We start from the raw sequence: 16,275 nt of genomic DNA on the forward strand, positions 1-16,275 counted from the left end.
CGGAATTGATATGCTTTGTCAGAACTGCAAAACGCAAACAGCCACGATTCATCTGACGGAGATTACCAACGGACACCGAGTGGAAACGCATCTGTGCCAGGCATGCGCCCAGAAACAGGGGCTGGCAATTCAAACCCAAATCCCCCTCAACGAACTGCTCTCGACGCTGCTGAGTGTTCCGCCGGAAGCTGCGGGAACTCCGCAAAGCCCGCAGGAACAGAAAACCTGTCCCCACTGCGGGATGACCCTCCAGCGTTTCAGCAAAGAAACCCTCTTGGGCTGTCCGCAGGACTATGACGTCTTTGAGAAAAACCTGCTTCCGCTGATACTGCGGACCCAAAATGACCGCTCCGAACATTGCGGCAAGGTCCCGGCGAGCGCCGGCCAGGTCCAGGAAAAACAGCTGCGGCTCGCCCAGCTGCGGCGCAAACTCGAGGAAGCTGTTCGTCGTGAACAATACGAAACCGCCGCGCGTCTGCGCGATGAAATCCGGAAACTCCAATGAACTTAAGCGACTTATCCAAACAGCCCAGTCCCTGGCTTCAGGAAGGCGGCCCGGCCTCCGAGGTGGTGATTTCCTCACGAATCCGGCTGGCCCGCAATCTGGCCGGCTATGAATTCAAACCCTGTCTGACGCCCCCGCGACAGCAGGAAATCCTGGACACCCTTAAAAATGCCTTATTGTCGGTCCCCTCACCGGAACCGCTGTTTTTTATCAATATTGAAGGGGCCTCGGCCCTCGAACGAGAACTGCTGGCGGAACGCTATTTAATCAGTCTCCCTCATGCCCGGGGAGAAGGCCCTCGCGGCGTCGTTGTGGCCCGAAACGAAAGCTTCTCTGCCATGATTAACGAAGAAGACCACTTGCGGATGCAGGTCTTCGCCGCCGGGCAGCAGCTGGAAAAATGCTTTGAGCAAATCAGTCAGGTGGACAACCACCTCGAAACAAAAGTTCAATTCGCCTTTCACCCTCGATACGGTTATCTGACCGCCTGCCCGACCAACCTCGGAACCGGCATCCGGGTGTCCGTAATGCTTCATCTGCCGGGCCTGAAGATGACCGGCCAGACGGAAAAGTTCTTCAACGCCGCCCGCGACTGCAATCTGGCCGTCCGTGGTCTTTTCGGAGAGGGTTCGGAAGCCGTCGGCGACTTCTATCAGCTGTCCAACCAGGTCACCTTAGGCGTAACCGAACAGGAAATCGTGCAGAACTTCTCCCGCAACATCGTGCCGAAAATTATCGAATACGAACAGGCCGCTCGACAAAGATTGTTTGAGGAAAATCCGGAAGCCGTCGAAGACAAAATCCATCGTTCTCTAGCCATCCTCCGCAGTGCCCGTCTGATCAGTTCGCAGGAGGCGCTGATTCTTCTCAGTCACGTGCGGCTCGGCATCCATACCGGACGCATCCCGGACATTCCGATTTCGAAAGTGAATGAATTATTCCTGCATATCCAGCCGGCACACCTGCAAATGCAGGCGGGACGAGCCCTCAGCCCGGACCATCGCGACATCCTGAGAGCCCGTATTATTCGAACCGCTCTTTGCGCCAACTAATTCAGCTGCTCTCTTTCCTCCGGCAGCGGAAGACGGCAAACGGCTTCCACTTGAACCCTCGGAATCAGACCGATTGCCGCCAGTTTCAGCCGACCCTGAGCATCCAAAAAAAAGATACACGGGAATCCATCCGGCAGGGAAAACGGCTCGGGCAGATTCTCTATCCTTCCTATTTGTATTTCTTCAGGCGTAAATTTCTTCGAGAACTTCTCAATTCTCTCCGGAGACTCTGCTATTAAGCCAACCACAGTCGGCTTTTCTTCCTCCATCCAGTTCAGGGCCTGCAAAACCTGAGAAATCTGGAGTCGAAAAGGCGGGAACCATGTCGCCCCTATAATCACGATACATTCCCGACCGCGATAATCCGCAAGATGCCTGCATTCTCCGTTCAGGAGGAAGAATGTCAAATCGGGCACTTCTCGTCCCTGCCAGTCCGGCAAAACCGGCTCCCAGGTCTTTCGATTGTTGATAACGTCATCGATTGACCGGTATTGCGGCTGAAGCCCTCGCAGGTTCTTGCTGATTAAATCCCCCAGCGGTTCATTGCCGTGTCTGGATAGTTTCTGCCGATAAAGGATAACCATTCCGGCAATCAGCACCAACAGGACAAAATAGACCGGCAGACCCTGAATCAGAAATTTACGGTCGTCTTTCTTTATCATGTCTGCCCGAAATTATAAGCATCTCCCCGCCTAAAAAAACACTTTTTCGCCTTTTCCAAATACTTTTCTAATAACCCTTTAACAGACAGGACGTATAAAGCAGTAAAAGAAAAACAAAAAGGAAGAAGGGATATGCGGCCGAAAAACATCGAACCTCTGAATCTGTCCGACGAATCCATGGAAATGCTTCTGTTAATTGCTGTTTTCGGGAATGAGACTTTCCGCCAATCCGCCGTACGCGAACTGAAGAAACGGCGAGCCCTTCATCACAGCTTTGAAGACGATAATCTGGTTATGACCAATCTGAGCGGGATTTGTTAATTTAGGAAGCACCCCCCGCCTCTTGATTTTTTTGTGCCTTTCCTGTTTCGGCGTATCCGGAGCCTTTATATCCTGATATCGGGCTGATTTTTTGGTTGACTTGTTTAGACTTGGGGCTACACTATCCTGTCTTTTGATAACCGGAAAAAAGCAACTGCATGCTCAGGGAGACAATCCGTGGCGTACAATTGTGTAGTCCTTGCAAAACAAGTGCCGGATACAAAACGAATCACCGGCCAGGCGATGAACGAAGATGGTACCGTCAATCGAGCGGCCCTTCCGGCCATTTTCAATCCGGAAGACCTCAATGCCCTCGAGATGGCCCTTCAAATTAAGGAACAATACGGCGGAAAAGTCACCGTCATTACGATGGGACTTCCGGCCGCAGCCGAAATCCTCCGCCAATCCCTCTATCGCGGAGCCGACGGCGTTATCCTGATTACGGACAAACGCTGTGCCGCCAGTGATACGCTGGCCACAAGCTATATCCTCAGCTGCGCCGTCCGCAAACTCAACCCCGATATTGTCCTGTGCGGCCGGCAGGCCATTGACGGCGACACCGCTCAGGTCGGCCCTCAGGTAGCGGAAAAACTGGGAGTTCCCCAGATTACCTACACCGAAAAAATTCTCAACCTGGACGGCAAAACCATCACCGCCCGCCGAAGCATCGGAAACGGCTGGCAGGAAGTCCGAACCAAACTGCCGGTGCTGCTGACGGTCGTGGACACCGCCAACGAGCCCAGAATCCCGGCGGCCAAGCGCCTGATGAAATACAAAGCCGCACGCTGCCGTATCGAAATTGAAGCGATGGCCAAACAGAACCCCTCGATTGATGTCGAGGCCGTCTGCAAGCAGCTGGAGCAAAAAGGGCTGCTCATCCGCCAGTGGGACCTTGACATCCTCGGCGCCGACCTGAAATGGTGCGGACGCGACGGCTCGCCCACCAAAGTCCATCGCATTCAGAGTGTCGTGCTCACCGCCAAGGAAACCAAATCCGTTGAGCCGACCCAGGAAGCCATTGAGGCGATGATTCACGAACTCATCGTGGACCATACCATCGGATAAATCGACGTATCAATCAGATTCAGCAAACAAGGATAATCAGAGATGATAGAAGTCAACAAACAGGGTGAAGTATGGGTGTTTGCCGAGCAGCATGCCGGCACGCTCGAAGACACCTCCATTGAACTGCTCAGCAAAGGACGTCAACTGGCCGACCAGCTGAAGGTTCCGCTGGCGGCGGTCCTGCTCGGAGACCGCGTCGAGCCCCTCTGCGTTCGGCTCGGTCAATACGGCGCCGACAAGGTCTATCTGGCCGAACACCCCCTGCTGAACCACTACCAGACCAGCTCCTATGCCAAGGTTCTGGATGAACTGATTCACAAACACAAGCCGCAGATTATGCTCTACGGAGCTACGCCGGTCGGACGCGACCTGGCCCCGCGTGTGGCCAGCGCCCTGAAGGCGGGACTGACCGCTGACTGCACCGATTTGCAGATTGGACGTCACGAAATCCCCAGCACCGGCAAGGTCTATGAGAACCTGCTTCTGCAGATTCGTCCGGCCTTCGGCGGCAACATCATCGCCACGATTATCAACTACGACCGCTGGCCGCAGATGGCCACCGTTCGCGAAGGCGTAATGCCCATGCCTGAACCGGACGGACGCCGCAATGCCCAAATCGTTCGGGAAACCATCTCCCTGCTGCCGGACGACCTGATGCTGGAGATTCTGGCCGAACACCGCCAGCCCAAAAAGGTCAATCTGAAGGCCTCCCGCATTATCGTAGCCGGCGGCGCCGGAGTCGGCAGCAAAGAAAACTTCAAACTCATCTGGGACCTGGCCCACTGTCTGGGCGGAGCCCCCGCCGCTACCCGAGCCGCAGTGGATCTGGGCTTTATCGACCGCGACCATCAGGTTGGACAGACCGGCACAACCGTCCGCCCTGTTCTGTATATTGCCGTCGGCATCAGCGGGGCCATTCAGCACCAGGCCGGAATGAGCGGCAGTCAGAAAATTATTGCGATTAACAACGACCCGGAGGCCCCGATCTTTCAAATCGCCCACTACAAAATCCTCGGCGATTTGAATCAGGTCGTTCCGATGATGATTAAGGCCATCCGGGAAAAGGTATAAATTGAAACAACCAACGCCTGTTTTGAGGAAGAACAGATGGGCAATTTTTATCGAGATAATGACGACATTCAGTTCCTGATGAAGCATATTGATTTGGGCGAGCTGGCCCACTTTATGGAGCGGGGCTTTCGCTTTGCCGGCAAATTCGATACGGCTCCGGCGAATGCTCAGGAGGCCGTCACCAATTATGACCTCGTTCTGGACGCCCTCGGCCAGCTCAGCGCCGACTTTATCGCCCCCCGCAGCGAGGGAATCGACCGACAGGGAAGCACCCTGCTGGAAAACGGCACCGTCAAATACGCCGACGGCATTGCCGAATCCCTCCAGGCCCTGGCCAAAGCCGATGTGATGGGATTTACGCTGCCGCACGAATACGGGGGACTGAATTTCCCCAGTCTGGTGTACTCGGCGGCCATCGAAATCGTCTCCCGGGCTGATGCATCCCTGATGAACCTGTTCGGTCTGCAGGGCATCGCCGAGACCATCAACTTCTTCGCAGATGAAGAAATCAAACGGCAGTATCTGCCGCAGTTCGCCGCCGGCAAAGTGACCGGCGCTATGGTTCTAACCGAGCCCGATGCGGGTTCCGACCTGCAGGCCTGCAAACTGCGGGCCTTCCAGGATGCTCAGGGCAACTGGTACCTGCACGGAGTCAAGCGGTTTATCACCAACGGCTGCGGTGAAGTGCTGCTGGTGCTGGCCCGCTCCGAACCGGACCGCAGCGGCGGTCTGGGTCTGAGTCTGTTCCTCTGCGAACGAGGCCCCACCGTGCGGGTCCGCCGGCTGGAAGACAAGCTCGGCATTCACGGTTCGCCCACCTGCGAGCTGTTCTTTGACAATACGCCCTGCCGGCTCATCGGAGAACGCCAGCGCGGACTGGTTACGTATGTAATGAGCCTGATGAACGGCGCCCGCATCGGCATCGCCGCCCAGTCGATGGGCATTGCCGAGGCGGCCTACCGCATCGCCCGCGACTATGCCCACAGCCGCAAACAGTTCGGCGGCCCCATCGAAAAACTGCCCGCCGTGCGGGATATGGTCATCGACATGAAAACCCAGATTGAAGCAGGCCGCGCCTTGCTCTATGAAACCAGCCGCATCGTAGACCACGAGGTCGGCCTGACCAAAATCAGCGAAGATCCGACCGAATCGCCCGAAGCCCAGAAAGAGGCCAAGCAGCAGCTGCGTACAATCAAGCGGGTGGCGGCCATGCTGACGCCGATGAGCAAATATTACTGCTCCGAGATGTGCAACCGCGTTACGTATGATACGATTCAGGTCCTCGGCGGAAGCGGGTACATGCGCGATTATGCCTGCGAACGGCTGGCCCGCGACGCCCGCATCACCACCATTTATGAAGGCACCAGCCAGCTGCAGATTGTTGCGGCGGTTCGCGGTGTGTGCGGCGGGGCCTGCGAAAAATATCTGGCCGAACTGGCGGCGATGCCCTATGCCGACTCTGTCAAGGACCTGCTGGCCCTGCTGGCCGAAGGCACACAGCAGCTGACAAAGGCCGTTGCTTTTGTCAAGGAAGCCGGCGTCGATTATATGGATTTGTTCGGCAGACAGCTGGTGGATATCGCCATCGCCCTCATCAACGGCTATCTGCTGTGCGGACAGGCTTCCAGCCGCGTCCAGATGCAGGTGCCCATCGCCGATGATGCCTCCAACGGCTCCGGCAAAACCGTTCCGATGACCGAACGCAAGCGGATGCTGGCACGGCGATACATCACCCGCAATGCTCCTAAAATCCGCGCCTGGGCCGAAGAAGTCTGCTCCGGCGACAAATCCACGTTCAAAGAATACGAGGTTCTGGCCGGGCCGGTGCCTGAACTCGGATAGCAGCGCCAGGGCAGGACGGCAGGGCCGGCTGGAGTGTGAACAGGGAGAATACGGAACGATGCTCAGAGCCGTAATCTTTGACTTTGACGGCGTCATCGCCGACTCGGAGTTTCTGCATTATAAGGCCCTCAATCAGGTCTTCGAAAAATACGGCGTTTCCGTCCCCAAAGAAGTTCACTGGCAAAAATATCTCGGATACACAGACATTGAAAACATTCAGGCCGTCTCCGAAGACTACAGGATGAATCTGACGCCGGAGCAGATTCACCAGATGGCTCGTCAAAAGGCCGAGCTGTTCAAGCAGCTGGCACGGGAGGAAACTGCTATCCTCGACGGGGTGGAAACACTCATCGAAAATCTAAAAGCACACAACATCCGACGAGCCGTCTGTTCGGGGGCGCTTCGGGAAGATATCGAACAAATGCTGGCCGGCAGCAGCCTGCTTCCTGCATTTGAAGTCATTGTGACGGCCGAAGATGTAAAGAAAGGCAAACCGGACCCCGAAGGATACCTGCTGGCCCTCAAGAAACTCAACCAAAGGCAATCCCAGCCGATTCAGCCCGGCGAATGTGTTGTCATTGAAGATTCTCATTGGGGGCTGGCCGCCGCCGCTGCCGCCGGAATGCATCGTGTCGCCGTTACCAATACCTATCCGGCCGAACAGCTTCAGGATAAAGCCGAACGGGTTGTCTCTTCTTTAGAAGAGCTGACCATCGACGACCTCCAGAATATATGCAAATAAATGTCCCCTTTATCTTTATTCTACAAATATTTGTTTTGGGCTATATTTCCTTTTTGCCAGGTGTCCCAAACGAAAATAACACAACTTATCACCATTAATAATAAGGACTTGGGATATCTTGACTTGACTTTTCTTTCATCTTGACTATACTTATTTGTTCTCTTTTGGACGCCTTTTTCATTTCCGCTTCTCCGGAATTTAAAACTTTTTTAGGTAAGAAGCGGTTTTTTTTATCTCTATTAATAGAAAAGTTTTTTGGAAATTCGAAAGAACGAAAGCATTTGGCTGGCTCTTTTGATTACAGTTTGATAAGCCGAATCCAGCAGGCCAACGACATTGTCGATGTGGTCTCCGAACACCTTCGCCTTGATAAGAAAGGCAAGGAACTGGTGGGGCTATGTCCATTTCATAGCGACCATCGACCGAGTCTTTATGTGAGCCCTGCCAAACAGATTTTTAAATGCTTTGCCTGCGGGGCAGGCGGCGATGTCCTCAAATTTGTCCAGATGCGGGAAAATCTGACTTTCCCGCAGGCCGTTGAGCGGCTCGCCCAGCGGGCGGGGATTGCTTTGGATCCATCCTGGAAAAAGCAGCAATCCGCTGCGAATGAGCCCAGCACAGAATTCATCGCCAAAATGAATCGATGGGCGATGCAGGTTTGGCAGCAGAATCTCTGGCACCCGGAAAAAGGAGCTTCCGCTCGCCAATATCTGGACCATCGGAAAATCTCGAAAGAATCCGCTCGGGAATGGAACCTCGGCCTGGCATTGGACAGCTGGGATGACCTGACGGCCAAGGCAGTCAATGCAAAAATAAAACCGGCTCTGCTTGTCTCTGCAGGCCTGTCAGTACCCAAAGACACCGGCGGTTTTTACGATAAGTTTCGTAATCGGCTGATGTTTCCAATTATGGATGTCAGTGGTCGCGTAATCGGCTTCGGCGGACGCACATTAGGGGATGACCCCGCCAAATACATGAACTCGCCGAGCACCCTTCTCTTTGACAAGAGCCGTTGCCTTTACGGGCTCTATCAGGCCCGCCACACGATTGTCGAAACCGGAACCGCTGTTGTCGTCGAGGGATACACCGATGTGATGATGGCTCATCAGCACGGCATCCGAAACGTCGTTGCCACGCTCGGCACCAGTTTTACAGAAGGGCACGCCCACTTGCTCCGCCGGTTTGCCAAGCGAATCATTCTGCTGTTTGACAGCGATACAGCCGGCCGAACCGCGGCCGAACGAGCACTGGAAATCTGCCTCTCCGAAAAAATCGATATCCGGATGGCCTTTGTCCCGGAAGGAAAGGACCCTTGCGATTATCTTCTTCAAAGCGGTGCAGATGCTTTCCGGAAAGTTCTGGACAATGCCCAAGATATTTTTGACTATTCCTGGCAGCGATTTCAGGAACAAATTGAGCAAAGCGACACGCTGGCGGACCGCGCCGAGGCCGCCCGAACGTTTCTTCAGCATGTCGCCGCCGGTATTACCGCTGGAAAAATTGACAGTGTGTCTCGGACGCTGCTGTTGAGCCGGCTGAGCACACTTCTAAATCTTTCGGTCAGCCGCATCGAAGCCGAATTGAGAAAAATCATCAAAAAAAATGAAATTTCAAAACCGGATGAACCGAAAAAACCCTCTTCCGTTCATTATATTATAGAGGCACAGAGGGAGGTCCTTCGGGCCCTTCTGAATGAGCCGGGCCTGATGGCCGAAGAGGAGGGAAAAATTCAATCGGATCTCTTTACAGAACCGATACTTAAAGAAATTGCCGATGTGCTTTTAGCCAACTTGAACGAGGGGCTGGAGCCGACAATCGCCCAATTGTGCGGGCGGTTTGAATCGCCTCAGACAGCTCAGATGGTTGTGCAGCTGTACGAAGAGGGGCAGCAGACCGGCAATTTCCGACCGCGGCTTCACCTGGCCCTGGAGGTTCTGCGGGAAGACCTGCGGAATCGGGTAAAAGAAACCATTAAACCGGCCGCCGCGGGGCAAGATGACAAGGCCCTTCGAAAATTTGACGAATTGTTGCGAACCCAGAAAGGTAACCCGCGTTCCGGTTATTTGAAACTCTAAAACAGACCCTGCCGGACACCGGAGACAGAAAGAAGAACAGGAGTTCCATGCAGCCAAAAAAATACAGACACGACGAGAACCCGGATGAGATTTTCGACCTGACGGATGATTTCGGGGATGAAGACCCCGAAATCGACGAGGCGCTCGATGCGATTCCGGACACAGAAGAGGACCTGGACGAAGGAGACGTCGAAGCACCGCTGGACGAGGCGGAGCCGACGCCGCCGTCCATGCCGATTCCGCAGGGAGACGGACGGGAAAGCGACCAGCCCGACCGCATCCGGCTCATCGAAGAGCGTATCGCCGCCATCATCCGCAAAGGCAAGGAAAAGGGGTATTTAACCTACGAAGAAATCAACGATGACCTGCCCGATGAGATTATCAGTCCGGCGCGGCTGGATAATCTCCTGATGACGCTCGACGAAGCCGGTGTGCAGCTCATCGATGAAACAGACCTGCCGCGTCATCGAAAAGAAGCCCGGGAAGAAATCGACGAAGAATTCACCAAAGAGGCGGAAATCGAAGAAGACCTCCTTCTGGAGGAACACCTCGAGGAAGCAGAGGGCCGGCGCATTGATGACCCGGTTCGGATGTATCTGACCCAGATGGGTGAAATTCCGCTGCTGACGCGGGAGGAGGAAATCAGTCTGGCCCGCAAAATCGAGTTCACACGGCTGGCCTTCCGCTGCAAGGTTCTGGAGTGCGATTACTGCGCCCGGCACGCGGTTGAAATCCTCCAGCAGGTGGACGATGGTTCGCTTCCCTTCGATCGAACGATGAAAATGGGCAGCGGCGAATCCGAAGTCCGCGCCTTCGTGAAAAACCGGATGCCTCAGAACCTCGACACCGTCACAAAACTGCTCAACCGCAACCAGGAGCTTTTTGCCGCCTCGATGGCATGTTCGTCCCTCGACGAGGCCAAAAAATACATCCGGCAGATTCACCGCAACCGCCGCAAGATTGCTACACTGCTGGAGGAATTGTCGCTGCGGACCAGCCGCATCCAGCCGATGATGAAAAAACTGGAGGGCATCCATTCCAAGATGCTCCAGCTGCAGGCCGCCATCGAAGCCGGCCCCAATCGCGACCACAGCGAAGAAGATATCCGCGCAATGAAGCAGGAGCTGCAGGGGCTGCAGGAACTTGTGCTGGAAACGCCGCGTCAGCTGTCCAAGCGGCTGCGGGCCATCCGGGCGGTCTTCTCGCAGTACGAAGACGCCAAGCGGCGGCTGGCCGGCGGCAACCTGCGTCTGGTGGTCTCCATCGCCAAAAAATACCGCAATCGGGGTTTAAGCTTCCTGGACATCATTCAGGAAGGCAACACCGGTCTGATGCGGGCTGTGGACAAATACGAGTATCGGCGCGGCTATAAGTTCAGCACCTACGCCACCTGGTGGATTCGTCAGGCCATCACCCGCGCCATCGCCGACCATGCCCGCACCATCCGCATCCCCGTGCATATGATTGAGACGATGAGTAAACTGCGCACCATCAGCAAGAATCTGATGCAGAAGCTCGGACGGGAACCCACCATCGAAGAGATCGCCGCCGAAGCCAATATGTCCATCGCCGAGACACGCCGCGTGATGAAAATCAGCAAGCATCCGTTCAGCCTCGATCGGCCCATCGGCGAAAGCGAAGACAGCTACTTCGGCGACTTCATCGAAGACGAAAGCGTTGAATCGCCGGTCCAGTCCGCTGCACAGGAAATGCTCAAGGAACGAATTGACGAGGTCCTCAAAACCCTCACGTACCGCGAGCGGGAAATTATCAAACTCCGCTACGGCATCGGAGACGGCTATACCTATACCCTCGAAGAGGTCGGGCGAATTTTTAAGGTGACCCGCGAGCGAGTCCGGCAGGTGGAAGCCAAGGCCATTCGGAAACTTCAGCATCCGGTCCGCTCCAGACGGCTGGAAGGATTTCTGGACGGCAAACCCACCCTGCCGCCGGACCCATCCGTCTGAGCCGGCCCGGGACCTGCGGCCCCTATCCCCGGATTGTGTATTTCCCCGGAAAAACTATGCAAAACAAAAAGCGGCTCGCATTAATGTGTCAAGCCCTGCTGCCGGCAGCAGTTCTAATCGGATTTGCTGCCGCGGAGACGGCAAACGACTGCAATTGTCCGTCCCACCGGGCCGCCGAGCCGTTCTCCCTTCAGCAGGCCGAACGGACTCTTCTGCTGGGCTATGTGGACAAAGGCGAATTTGATGCCGCCCTGTCGCTCCTCGAGCGGTCTGTCCGGCGGGAGGACGACTTTCACCGGAACCTGCGTTCGCTTCTGCTCCGATACAAAACGTTTCAGGAGGAATGGAGGCGGCAGAATCAGCAGGCCCTCGAAAAGCTGCACCAGAGAATCGCACAGCTCCGGAACGATCCCAATCAGGTTTCGGCAAAGCCGGAGGAAATCCTTTCTCTGCTGATTCAGAGCCGAAAAGACCATCCGAACAGGGCCGTTTTTCTGTCGGACCCGCTTGTCGTTTCGCTGACCGAACAAATTCGCCGAAATATCCGCCGCTGGCAGTCGCAGGGGGAATATGAAAAGGCCTGGCGGGCCGGTCTTTGGGTGCTTCTGGCCGCCGACCCGAACAATCCGGCTCTGCAGCAGGAAAAAACCGACCTGCTGTCCAAAATCGGCATTGAGAAAAAACTCACAGCCCCCCTTTGTCCGGGCCAGAACGACCCTTATGCATCCGTTCAGGCCGAAATTTTCTTTGAAGCCCTCCGTCGGCTCGACCAAAAATATTTCATCCCCCTGAACCATTCAGTCCTGAAACGTCGTGCCCTCACCTGCGCCGGGCACATCGGAGAAGTGCTCGCCTGCGGACGAAAAGACTTTCTTTATACTGCAGACCCGAACGCACTGACCGCCTGGAACCAGCGGCTGAAAAATCTGCAGGAATCGGCGGCTTCAGCCCCGCAGGCCCAAACAGATTTTCCGGCCCTTCTCGAACAAATCTGCCTTCTCCTGGACCTGAACCGCTCGACCCTTCGCCTGCCGGAAGGTCTGGTCGTGCAGCTGCTCGCTGAGGCCATGCTGGAGGAGCTGGACCCTTATACCGAAATTGTCTGGCCGTCTCGAAGCGAAGAGTTCGATAAGCAGATGAGCGGAGAGTTCGCCGGCGTAGGCATTCGGATTGCCCGTCAGGACAACCGGCTGACCATTATCGAAATCGTTCCTGATTCTCCTGCGGAAGAATCCGGACTGCTTCAGGTCGGTGATTCCATCCTCGCAATTGACGGAAACCCCACGGAAAATCTGACCCTGGACTGTGCGGTTCGTCTGATTTCCGGTCCGGCGGACACCCCCGTTACCCTGACCCTCCGGCGGCATGAGGAAGAACAGACTGTCACGCTCCTTCGCCGAAAAATCATCCTGCCCTCCCTGCACGGCAATACATCGCCGCTGGAGCCGCCCCTGAAAACCAACGGCGGGCTGCGTGCCTATCAGATTGACGCCGACCCCGGAATCGCCTGCATTCGGCTGAGCAGTTTCCGAAAAGACACAGCCCAGACGCTGCGGCAAATTCTCGAAAACCTTCAGGCCCGCGGTCTGCGAGGTCTGATTTTGGACCTTCGCTCCAACAGCGGGGGACTGCTCGACACCGCAGTCGCTGCGGCAGACTTGTTCCTCGAAAACGGCACCCTGGTCAAACTCTGCACGCGGGAAGGAATCGAACAGGAAATCACCGCCTCCGAAGACGCTGTACTTCGCGGCGTTCCGATGGTTGTTCTGGTCGATGAAGGCACCGCCAGCGGGGCGGAAATCCTGGCCGGCGCCCTGGCTTCTCCGCATGCCCCCCGCGCCATTCTGGTCGGAACCCGCACTTACGGCAAAGGCACGGTTCAGGAGGTTGAATCCCTTCCCAACGGCTGCCGGCTCAAATACACTCGCGGCATCTATCAGCTGTCCAACAGCCGGGAAGTTCCCAATCGCTATCAGCGGCTCAAACAGAACCGAACCGACTGGGGCCTGCTGCCGGATGTCCTTGTGGAAACCGGCGAACCGCAGCTGGAAAAGGCCCGCCAGGCACGCCGCAATCTCGAAAAATTCTTCCGCGAAACCCAAGATAAAAATCCTTCGCAGATGCAGCAGGACCTTTTGCCGCTGCTGGAGGCGCTCGTAAGCTGCGACCCGCCGCTGGCCGCCGGTCTGACTATCGTCAAAGCCAAAATCTTGGCCGCTGAATTTCCTCTTCTATCCCCGCCGGACCCGAATGTACCTGTGTCCGCTTCCGCCGCCGACCCGAATCTGTGAAACATTCCGAGGTTCGGGGCGTAGAAGACAGAGACAATAAAAACGAGAAATCGCCCTATGACGGATTTTATACAGGCATTTTGGTCCACACTGGCCCAGATGTCTCCCTATCTGCTGTTCGGTTTTTTCGCAGCAGGTTTGCTGAGCATCTGGGTTTCGCCCGCCCTGGTGGAGCGGCATCTGGGCGGACGGGGGTTCGGCGCGGTCGTCAAGGCCTCGCTGTTCGGCGTTCCCCTGCCGCTGTGCTCCTGCGGCGTGATTCCCGTCACGATGTCGCTGTACAAACACGGCGCCGGGCGAGGGGCGGCCGTGTCGTTTCTCTTGTCAACTCCCCAAACCGGCATCGACAGCATCTTCGTGACCTATTCTCTGCTGGGCCCCTTTTTTGCCGTTCTGCGTCCCATCGCCGCGTTTCTGACCGGCCTGTTCGGCGGCGGACTGGTCAATTGGCTTGACCCATCCGACAGCGGCGCTGCAGAGCCCGCCAAATCCTGCACGGATGACTGCTGCTCCAAAAATGAAAAAAAACCGCCCAAATGGGAACGGATGCTTCGCCACGGCTTTGTGACCCTGCCGACCGACATCGGCCTTCCGATGCTCATCGGTCTGTGCATCGCGGCCGCCATTTCTGTCTGGGTGCCGGATGACCTGTTCGCCGTTCGTCTGGCCGCCGGCAGCAATCTGCTGGCGATGTTTGTGATGATGCTCGTCGGCATTCCGATTTATGTCTGCGCCACCGCCTCTGTGCCGATTGCCGCCGCCCTGATTGCCAAAGGTCTTTCGCCCGGCGCGGCGCTGGTCTTCTTAATGACCGGCCCGGCCACCAACGCCGCAGGACTGTCCACGCTCTGGGGCGTTCTCGGCCCTCGCTCCGCCTTGTTGTTTCTGTTTTCAACCGCCTTTTGTGCGCTGGCAAGCGGGCTGATTGTCGATGCCTTCCTGCCCCGCCAGAAAGCCGTTGAAATGATGCACCACCACAGCATCGCCCTGCCGGACTGGGTCGGCCATCTGTCCGCCCTCATCCTGCTGACCCTGCTGCTGTTCGGAATCGCCCGCAAATGCGCCCGAAAGGCCGAATAAACCCGCCGGACTATTCCTCCTCCAGCATTTTCTTTCGACGCAGAATATGATGATAATGCTGCGCGAACCGATGCGCCTCATCGCGGACATACTGAAGCAGCTTTCGCACCGGTGAAACCGCCGACAGCCGCAGCGGCTCCGCCCGGCCCGGCAGATAAATCAGCTCCTCCCGCTTGGCAATCGCCGCCAGATTCGGCATCGGAGCCCCCATCGACCGCAGGGCTTCTTCGGCGGCGTGCAGCTGGCCGAGCCCGCCGTCAATCAGCACCAAATCCGGCCAGAGCTCCTCGCCCGCCAGCGCGTGTTTGTACCGCCGGCTGATGACCTCCGCAATCGCCGCAAAATCATCGGAAGAGCCCGCCGCCCGGATGCGGAAGCGCCGATAGCCCTCCTTAAAGGGCTTGCCGTCGATGAACTGCACCATCGCCCCGACCGTCTCGCTGCCGGCCAGATGAGCAATATCAAACCCCTCGATAATCCGGATCGGCTGCGGGCTTTTGAGCAGATGCTGAAGTTTTTCCAGCGCCTCCGTCGGGTCCTGAAAGAACACCTCCGGCTGTACGTGCTCCTCCACGGTGCCGCGTTTGTCCAGATTTTCCAAAAGCCGAATCCGGTCCCGCAGCCGGGCCGCCTCTTCGAAATCCTGCCGACGCGAGGCCTCCTGCATCCGCCGGCGGAGCCCCTCGATGTACGACGAGCGTTTCGAGCCCAGAAACCGAATCAAATCGCGTATCTGCCGGCGGTAGTCTTCGCGGCTGACCTTGTCCGCACACGGCGCGGTGCACTGGCGGATATGATACAAAAGACACGGCCGGAAAAACCGCCGCTTCGGGTCATCCGAACGAATCTCCAGCGTGCACGTGCGAAACAGAAAAATCTTCTGCAGAATCCCCAGCACCTGCCGCAAATCACGCACGGCCGTAAACGGCCCGAACAGCCGGCTGCGGGGGTTGGGACTGCGCGTGATATACACCCCCGGAAAATCCTCGCGCGTCGTGATTTCCAGGTAGGGAAAGGTCTTGGAATCTTTTAAATCTGTATTGTACGGCGGATGAATATCCTTAATCAGCCGGGCCTCCTGCAGAATGGCTTCCGCCTCGCCGGCCGTTTCCAGATAATCCACATCCGCTACGCGGCTGAGCATCTCGGCAATCCACGGGCCGCGGGTCTCGGCCAGATTGGCCCCGGGCTGGAAATAGCTGCTCACCCGCGCGCGGAGATTCTTGCCCTTGCCGATATAGAGCACCTTCTCCTCGGCATCCTTCATAAAATACAGCCCCGGCCCGGTCGGAAACGTGCGGATTTTTTCTCGCAGGGCCTGCAGTTTGTCTTCAGACAGCGCCATCGGAGAGGATTATACCAAACCGAGGGCCTCAAAGGGAGTCGGAGGAAATGGAAATCCGAAATTCTAAATCCGAAATCCGAATCTCGAAATCCGAAACAATTAACCACAGATTACACAGATTTCACAGATTCGAAAAAAGCGAAGGCAGAGAACAAATGAATTTACAGGATAACTGATAACCGATAACCGGGCACTGGCGTTTGGACGCCGGCTGCCGTTCAGTTTCAATCCCTTATTCATCAGGGGAAAAATGCAAG

General features: G+C 56.3%; 12 protein-coding genes and 3 pseudogenes. 13 read left to right on the top strand and 2 right to left on the bottom strand.

All coding sequences use genetic code 11. The features are described 5' to 3' along the window. The first annotated feature begins 10 nt into the window (after nucleotides 1-10). Nucleotides 11-505, top strand: coding sequence for a UvrB/UvrC motif-containing protein (locus PKY88_02270; protein ID HOQ04027.1), 495 nt, complete (start codon nucleotides 11-13; stop codon nucleotides 503-505). Then, on the top strand, nucleotides 502-1,557 hold the full coding sequence (locus PKY88_02275) for a protein arginine kinase (GenBank protein ID HOQ04028.1): 1,056 nt from the start codon (nucleotides 502-504) through the stop codon (nucleotides 1,555-1,557). Before PKY88_02270 ends, PKY88_02275 begins: the two co-directional genes overlap by 4 nt. On the opposite strand, the gene PKY88_02280 is transcribed toward PKY88_02275, so the two are convergent. Next, nucleotides 1,554-2,219 carry a redoxin domain-containing protein gene (locus PKY88_02280; GenBank protein HOQ04029.1) on the bottom strand — a complete coding sequence of 222 codons (666 nt, stop codon included), beginning with the start codon at nucleotides 2,217-2,219 and terminating at the stop codon, nucleotides 1,554-1,556. The genes PKY88_02275 and PKY88_02280 overlap by 4 nt on opposite strands. 132 nt (nucleotides 2,220-2,351) lie before the next feature. Here PKY88_02280 and PKY88_02285 point away from each other — a divergent pair, with 132 nt between their 5' ends. The 11 genes and pseudogenes from PKY88_02285 (at nucleotide 2,352) to PKY88_02335 (ending at nucleotide 14,673) form a co-directional block, all read left to right on the top strand. After that, complete coding sequence (locus PKY88_02285) at nucleotides 2,352-2,540, top strand: hypothetical protein (GenBank protein ID HOQ04030.1); 189 nt, start codon at nucleotides 2,352-2,354, stop codon at nucleotides 2,538-2,540. Nucleotides 2,541-2,717: 177 nt separating this feature from the next. After that, nucleotides 2,718-3,605, top strand: a complete 888-nt coding sequence (locus tag PKY88_02290; protein HOQ04031.1) for an electron transfer flavoprotein subunit beta/FixA family protein — start codon at nucleotides 2,718-2,720, stop codon at nucleotides 3,603-3,605. A gap of 42 nt (nucleotides 3,606-3,647) precedes the next feature. Then, nucleotides 3,648-4,676 (top strand): electron transfer flavoprotein subunit alpha/FixB family protein, encoded by a 1,029-nt coding sequence (locus tag PKY88_02295; GenBank protein ID HOQ04032.1) that lies wholly within the window; start codon nucleotides 3,648-3,650, stop codon nucleotides 4,674-4,676. Between the two features lie 36 nt (nucleotides 4,677-4,712). Continuing rightward, complete coding sequence (locus tag PKY88_02300; GenBank protein HOQ04033.1) at nucleotides 4,713-6,518, top strand: acyl-CoA dehydrogenase family protein; 1,806 nt, start codon at nucleotides 4,713-4,715, stop codon at nucleotides 6,516-6,518. A 58-nt stretch (nucleotides 6,519-6,576) separates the two neighbouring features. Further along, nucleotides 6,577-7,260, top strand: a complete 684-nt coding sequence (locus tag PKY88_02305; GenBank protein HOQ04034.1) for an HAD family phosphatase — start codon at nucleotides 6,577-6,579, stop codon at nucleotides 7,258-7,260. 281 nt (nucleotides 7,261-7,541) lie between these two features. Then, nucleotides 7,542-9,335 carry a DNA primase gene (gene dnaG, locus PKY88_02310; protein HOQ04035.1) on the top strand — a complete coding sequence of 598 codons (1,794 nt, stop codon included), beginning with the start codon at nucleotides 7,542-7,544 and terminating at the stop codon, nucleotides 9,333-9,335. A gap of 230 nt (nucleotides 9,336-9,565) precedes the next feature. After that, nucleotides 9,566-9,841, top strand: a pseudogene (locus PKY88_02315) (RNA polymerase sigma factor region1.1 domain-containing protein). Nucleotides 9,842-9,898: 57 nt separating this feature from the next. Continuing rightward, nucleotides 9,899-10,000, top strand: a pseudogene (locus tag PKY88_02320) (sigma-70 factor domain-containing protein). Between the two features lie 546 nt (nucleotides 10,001-10,546). After that, nucleotides 10,547-11,302 (top strand): annotated as a pseudogene (rpoD, locus tag PKY88_02325) (RNA polymerase sigma factor RpoD). A gap of 56 nt (nucleotides 11,303-11,358) precedes the next feature. After that, complete coding sequence (locus tag PKY88_02330; GenBank protein ID HOQ04036.1) at nucleotides 11,359-13,593, top strand: S41 family peptidase; 2,235 nt, start codon at nucleotides 11,359-11,361, stop codon at nucleotides 13,591-13,593. Between the two features lie 57 nt (nucleotides 13,594-13,650). Continuing rightward, nucleotides 13,651-14,673, top strand: a complete 1,023-nt coding sequence (locus PKY88_02335) for an SO_0444 family Cu/Zn efflux transporter (GenBank protein HOQ04037.1) — start codon at nucleotides 13,651-13,653, stop codon at nucleotides 14,671-14,673. A 10-nt stretch (nucleotides 14,674-14,683) separates the two neighbouring features. On the opposite strand, the gene PKY88_02340 is transcribed toward PKY88_02335, so the two are convergent. After that, on the bottom strand, nucleotides 14,684-16,018 hold the full coding sequence (locus PKY88_02340) for an excinuclease ABC subunit UvrC (GenBank protein ID HOQ04038.1): 1,335 nt from the start codon (nucleotides 16,016-16,018) through the stop codon (nucleotides 14,684-14,686). Nucleotides 16,019-16,275: the final 257 nt, after the last annotated feature.

This window comes from Anaerohalosphaeraceae bacterium, assembly GCA_035378985.1.
In the GTDB taxonomy this organism is placed as follows: Bacteria; Planctomycetota; Phycisphaerae; order Sedimentisphaerales; family Anaerohalosphaeraceae; genus JAHDQI01.